6 protein-coding genes and 2 pseudogenes are annotated in these 6,252 nt (G+C 55.2%); all 8 read left to right on the forward strand.

Annotation, left to right across the window (positions count from 1 at the left end; genetic code table 11):
• Nucleotides 1–200: 200 nt before the first annotated feature.
• Nucleotides 201–322 (forward strand): annotated as a pseudogene (locus ABRP86_RS11725) (transposase-like zinc-binding domain-containing protein); the annotation flags it as partial.
• Between the two features lie 37 nt (nucleotides 323–359).
• Nucleotides 360–495: pseudogene (locus ABRP86_RS11730) on the forward strand (IS1249 family transposase); the annotation flags it as partial.
• A gap of 164 nt (nucleotides 496–659) precedes the next feature.
• Complete coding sequence (locus tag ABRP86_RS10370) at nucleotides 660–983, forward strand: DUF4288 domain-containing protein (protein ID WP_023025804.1); 324 nt, start codon at nucleotides 660–662, stop codon at nucleotides 981–983.
• Between the two features lie 394 nt (nucleotides 984–1,377).
• Nucleotides 1,378–2,145, forward strand: coding sequence for an amidohydrolase family protein (locus tag ABRP86_RS10375; RefSeq protein WP_349864173.1), 768 nt, complete (start codon nucleotides 1,378–1,380; stop codon nucleotides 2,143–2,145).
• Between the two features lie 85 nt (nucleotides 2,146–2,230).
• The gene (locus ABRP86_RS10380; RefSeq protein WP_502880315.1) at nucleotides 2,231–3,223 is read left to right on the forward strand and encodes a siderophore ABC transporter substrate-binding protein; all 993 of its coding nucleotides are present in this window, start codon (nucleotides 2,231–2,233) and stop codon (nucleotides 3,221–3,223) included.
• A gap of 67 nt (nucleotides 3,224–3,290) precedes the next feature.
• Nucleotides 3,291–4,256, forward strand: a complete 966-nt coding sequence (locus tag ABRP86_RS10385) for an ABC transporter permease (protein WP_349864177.1) — start codon at nucleotides 3,291–3,293, stop codon at nucleotides 4,254–4,256.
• 1 nt (nucleotide 4,257) lies between these two features.
• A complete protein-coding gene (locus ABRP86_RS10390; RefSeq protein ID WP_349864179.1) occupies nucleotides 4,258–5,235 on the forward strand; it encodes an iron chelate uptake ABC transporter family permease subunit in 978 nt (325 codons plus the stop codon).
• Complete coding sequence (locus ABRP86_RS10395) at nucleotides 5,232–5,987, forward strand: iron ABC transporter ATP-binding protein (protein WP_023028476.1); 756 nt, start codon at nucleotides 5,232–5,234, stop codon at nucleotides 5,985–5,987. The genes ABRP86_RS10390 and ABRP86_RS10395 overlap by 4 nt, the downstream gene beginning before the upstream one ends.
• The last annotated feature ends 265 nt before the right edge of the window (nucleotides 5,988–6,252 follow it).

Here is a 6,252-nt window from a genome sequence, read left to right on the forward strand (position 1 = left end):
GTCATCGTGACTACTTGATCGGGGTACCAGATGAAAAACGGCCTAAACGACAGGATGTGTTGGTGAAGTTATATGTTTAGCCCGTCTGGCCTGCTGGTATTAGGATTATTTCACTTATCCGGAGACATAACGCAGCCTCGGACCTGAAATACCGCCGGGGGCGTGCTGATGTGCTAAGCGCTGAGGTTCACGATGAATGGATGAGTAAGAATCATCCTCGATGCCCCGTCTGTAGCGAGGTGTGCACCAAAATACGGGACTACAAGCACCTATGCACCAGCGATGGCGATGGAACGCCTGTAAAGCCACTGTCACTCGCGCTAGAGGCCGACCCAGGAAAGTGGGCGAATCAGGGCGCAGACCCACGAGCCAAAGCACACACCCTAGCCAACCAAGAAACACAAGCCACCATCGGCCGTGAATACGGCCGACCAGCAACTTTCGACAGTTGCCTACAACCACTCTATGGGAATACGCAAAGGCCACATGCCCTAAACCACGCAGTCCACCAACACAAAATGTCGTTTACCCCGACACGCCAGAAAACAACACATTTTGTCGTTTAACCCTGAAAAACTTGTTAAACTCACGAACGTGAACACTTCCACGTTGTGTCAGCAGAGATAGGTTGCACGATCTCGACTAAGAGAAGGTGAAGCATGGAACCTTACGTAGGAATAGTGGTATTCGAGCTGTCTCGTGTCGGGACGCAAAAGAGCTATTTCCGTGAAGATTTTTATATCGTCTATGCAGATACGGACGAAGCTGCCTCGGAGCGTGTACAGGCGTTGGCGCATGCACAAGAAGACGAAGGAGACGCCGAACATGGCTCAGTAAAGGTTCGTCACATCGTAGATATTGCCCCTGCCTTGTATGGGACTGTGGAAAAGGACATTGACTTGTACTCTCGGCATTTCGCTTCACTCGAAGACTATAAGCGATTCGAAATGAAGCTTGGAGGGACTAACCCCCTGAAAGATTAAATCAAGCTCAACGTCGAGGTTAGGCAGCTTTCTTAGCGAGTAGTGCTGGCTCCATTGCTTCGGCGATTGCTTCTAGGACGGGGAAGGGGGGAATAGTTGACTTTTAGGCTAGTGCCATAGTCGACGGCTTGTACCCAATTGGATACTAAGCGTCCTTTACGTTAGTGAAATGTCCCAGATTCTCCCATCTATCCACACGGAACAAAATCTGGGACACTTCAGTACTAGGCTCAACTCTCGCCGCCCTGGTGTCCAGGTAAGTGACAGTTCGGCCAGTAACGTCCATGGCTTAGACGGGTTCAGTTCCCGGAAACTCCACCGAGAGCCCCAGCTGGATTCAGTTCTAGCTGGGGTTTTCTTATGAGAGTCCCCGCGCGCGGCTAGGGTAGTGGCCATGCAGCGAGTATTTGATTCCCACCTCCACATCATCGATTTTTCCCACCCCATTCAGGAGAATCAGGGTTATACGCCGCCGGAGTTTTTGGTTCCGGCCTATGACGTATGGCGCGAAAAGCTGCGGAGTGAGGGTTTTGATATCACCGCTGGCGCGGTAGTTTCCGGTTCCTTTCAGGGCTTTGACCAGGGGTATCTGGCAGAAGCTCTGGGGGAGTTGGATAACTTCGTAGGCGTGACACAGCTGCCTGCCGATGTCCCCGATGCTGAAATCCGCCGCCTTGATGGCCTAGGCGTGCGGGCGGTGCGCTTCAACTTCCGGCGCGGTAGCAGCGCAGCACGGGAAGACCTTGAGCAGCTGGCGTGGCGGATTTATGACCTGGCCGGCTGGCACGTGGAGCTCTATGTGGATGCGGCTACGGTGGGCGATATGGCCCCAGTGCTGAAGAAGTTGCCAGCCGTGAGTATCGACCACCTGGGCCTGAGCGCCCAGGGAGTAGATGGCCTTTTAGAGCTTGTCGATGCCGGGGTAAAGGTCAAGGCCACCGGATTCGGGCGAGTGGACCTCGATCCGGGGGAGGTGGTGCACCGCATTGTCGACGTTGATCCAACGGCGCTTATGGCGGGTACCGATTTGCCCTCGCAGCGGGCGAGCCGGGTGTTTTCGGTAGAGGATTTCCGGCTCATTGGGGAAGCCGCGGGGGTACATGCCGATGACGTTTTCTTCGCAAATGCAGCGCGATTCTATGGCCAGGACGATGTGCTTTAGGAAAGGTTACCCTCACCCTTGATTGGTTAGGGTGACTTAAGATAGGTTAATGGGGCATTTATTTCTCGTCTATAAGGAAAGCACAATGAAGAAAATTCATCGCGCTCTTTTGTCTGTCGTGGCTGTCGCCTCCTTGGCGCTTACCGCATGTAGCACTGCGGAAGAAGAGGACCAGGGTTCGAATAAGGGGACATCGGAAAGCGCACTGCAGATCGAAGATAATAACGGCACCCACGAGCTGGACGTGCCGTTCGAGCGCGTCGCGGTAACGGATAACCGCGCCTTCGAAATCCTCGCGGATTGGGACGTCAATATCGTCGCTGCCCCGCTTGGTATCGTCCCGGATACCCTCTCGGACAAGATCAATGAAGACACGATCGAGGCCAACCTGGGCATGCACCGCGAGCCCGACCTAGAGGCGCTGGTTGCCGCAGAGCCGGATATCGTCATCAACGGTCAGCGCTTCACCCAGCACCAGGCCGATATTGAGGCTTTGATGGAAGATACTCCGGTCCTGGACTTCTCCCCGCGCGACGATAAGGACATGGCGGAAGAACTCATTCGCCAGACCAAAGCACTCGGCCAGATCTTCGACCACGAAGACGAGTCAAAGAAGCTCGTGGATGACTTCAACAAGGCGCTGGACCGCGCTAAGGACGCCTACGACCCTGAAAAGACCGTCATGGCCGTTAACACTTCCGGTGGCGACATTAACTACATTGCCCCAGGTAAGGGCCGTTTCTTCGGGCCATTCTTTGACCTGCTGGGCATGAAGCCTTCCCTCGAGGTGGAAAACGCCAGCGATGACCACGAGGGCGATGACATCTCCGTCGAGGCAATTGCTGATTCCAACCCTGACTACATCCTCATCATGGACCGCGATGGTGCCGTTGCCAAGGACGAAGCAGGCTACACCCCTGGTAAGAAGCTGGTAGAGGATTCTGCGGCCCTTAAGAACGTGACTGCCGTTAAGGAAGGCAAGATCGTTTCCGCTCCACAGGATACCTACACCAATGAAAACATCATTACCTTCACGGAGACGCTCAACGCGATGGCAGACGCGTTTGAAAAGAACTAGCCACCACTAAAACCGGAAACCGGAGGGATTTTGTGCCCTCCGGTTTTCAGGTGCGTAAAGGATAGTTATGGAAACCACCACCCGCACAAAGGTCTGGGATTGGAAGCTGGGCCTCGGCGTACTCATCGTCGCCGCGTTGCTCGTTACTTCTTTGTTGACCGGGCAATATGACGTTTTTGGCGCTGATGATGGCGCTGCCATGTTCGGCATTACCCGCCTGCCGCGCACCATCGCCTTGGTACTGGCCGGCGCGGCCATGGCCGTCAGCGGCCTGGTCATGCAGCTGCTTACCCAAAACCGCTTCGTCGAACCCTCGACCACCGGCACCACGGAGTGGGCTGGGTTGGGCCTGCTTATCGTCATGGCCGTCGCGCCCACGTCCTCGATTCTGGTGAAGATGATAGGTGCGGTGGTCTTTTCCTTCCTGGGCACCGTCGTATTCTTCCTCTTCCTGCGCCGGGTGACCCTGCGCTCCTCACTCATCGTGCCGATCATCGGCATCATGCTGGGTGCCGTGGTCTCTGCAATCTCGACGTTTTTCGCCCTGATGACCGATATGCTCCAGCAATTGGGAATCTGGTTCATGGGTTCATTTACCGCGGTGTACAAGGGCCAATACGAGGTTTTGTGGATCGTCCTCTTGGTGCTGGTGGCGGTGTATATCTACGCCGACCGCCTCACCGTCGTTGGCTTGGGCGAGGACGTGGCCACCAACGTCGGGCTGAACTATAACCGCATGTTGTTGCTGGGTACCGGCCTCATCGCCATTGCTACGGGCGTGGTGACCGTCGTCGTGGGTTCGCTGCCCTTCCTGGGCCTTATCGTGCCGAATATCGTCTCCATGGTGCGCGGCGACGACCTGCGTTCCAACGTTCCCTGGGTCTGCCTGCTGGGCATCGGTATCGTCACGGTGTGTGACCTGGTGGGTCGCGTCATCATCGCCCCATTCGAGATGCCGGTTTCGGTCATTCTTGGCGTCATCGGCGCCATCGTCTTCATCATCATGATTGTGAGGTCGACCCGTGCGAACTAAGATGTCCGCCCCGCCAAAGAAATATTGGATCACCCTAGTCTGCGTATGGGGCCTAGCTGCGGCTTTGGCCTTTGCCTACCTGGCCTATGGCAATCCGATGGAATTTGGTACGCGCAAGTTTTGGCTCATCGCCCAGCGCCGCGCCGATGCCCTCATCGCCATGGCGATCGTCGCTGTGTGTCAAGCCATGGCCACGGTGTCTTTTCATACCGTGACGAATAACCGCATCTTGACTCCATCCATCATGGGCTTTGAGTCGCTGTACGTTGCCATCAATACCGCGACCATTTTCTTCCTGGGGGCTAGTGGGCTTAACGATGCCCGCACTGTACCCACCTTCCTCATGCAAATGGCCGTCATGGTGGGGCTATCCCTGGTGCTCTATTCGTGGCTGCTGACTAATAGGAAGCAGAATATGCACGCCATGCTGTTGGTGGGCGTGGTCATCGGTGGTGGCTTGGGCTCGCTTTCTACCTTTATGCAGCGCATGCTTACCCCCAGCGAGTTCGACGTACTGACTGCGCGCCTATTTGGTTCCGTCAATAACGCAGAGTCCGAGTACTATCCCATCGCCATCCCCATCGTGGCCATCGCCACTACGCTTTTGGTGCTCAATGCGCGCAAGCTCAATGTGATTTCTTTGGGCGCCGATGTCAGCACCAACCTGGGTGTGAACCACAAAGCGCATGCGATTTACACGCTGGTGTTGGTCTCGCTATTGATGGCGACGACGACCGCGCTGGTAGGCCCCATGACCTTCCTGGGCTTTTTGGTGGCTACGCTGGCCTATCAGTTTGCCGATACCTACGATCACCGCTACATCTTTCCGATGGCGGTGGGCTTAGCATTCCTCGTGCTTATTGCGGCGTACTTCCTCATGCAGCACGTATTTTCCGCGCAAGGCGTGGTGTCCATCATCATTGAGCTGGTAGGTGGCTCCGTGTTCCTGTTTGTCATTATGCGAAAGGGCCGACTGTGATCGAATTAAAGAACGTTTCTAAAACCTATTCTGCCGAGACCGCCATTGGTCCGCTCAACCTGACCATCCCGCAGGGAGGAATCACCGCGCTGGTGGGGCCAAACGGTGCGGGCAAGTCGACGATGCTCACCATGATCGGGCGTCTGCTCGACATGGATGAAGGCAGCATCGAAATCGCCGGCTATGACATTCAGTCCAGCAAGTCCGCCGACCTGGCGAAGATAGTGTCCATCTTGCGGCAGGAAAATCACTTCGTCACGAAGCTCACCGTGCGCCAGCTCGTGGGCTTTGGCCGCTTCCCCTATACCAAGGGGCGGCTTAATAAACACGATGAAGAGGTCATTTCTAAGTACATTCACTTCCTGCACTTGGAAGAATTGCAGCACCGCTACCTTGACCAGCTTTCCGGTGGTCAGCGCCAGCGCGCGTACGTAGCCATGGTGCTGTGCCAGGAAACCGATTACGTATTGCTGGATGAGCCGCTGAATAACCTCGACATTTCGCACTCGGTGGACATGATGCGCCACCTGCGCGAGGCTGCCCAAGAGTTGGGACGCACGGTCATCGTGGTCCTGCACGACATCAACTTTGCCGCCCGCTACGCGGACTATATCTGTGCCTGCAAGGACGGCCAGATTGTCGAATTCGGTCCAGCCGAGGACATTATGCGCGACGATATCCTGACGCCTATCTTCAATACTCCGGTGCGCGTAATCGATGGGCCCGACGGAAAGATCGCTTGCTATCACTAAAAACCGATGCTGTGCTGGGGGTTTGCGTTGTGTTGTGGGGTGGTATAAATTTTAGCGAGTCGCCGGGAGGTAGCCGGTTGGTTACTTTTAGTGACTTTTTGTACTGGCTTGGTTCAAGGATTTGACTTGGTTCAGGTTGTTGGGTAAGTTAGTGCGAGCCGCCGATAAGAGGTTAACGTTTGGTTAATTTTCTTGTGGTGTGTGGATGTTGTTTGAGAACTCAATAGTGTGCCAATGTACTTATTTTTTATTTTTGTGTGCATGG

Source organism: Corynebacterium sp. KPL3927, assembly GCF_040225835.1.
Lineage (GTDB): Bacteria > Actinomycetota > Actinomycetes > Mycobacteriales > Mycobacteriaceae > Corynebacterium.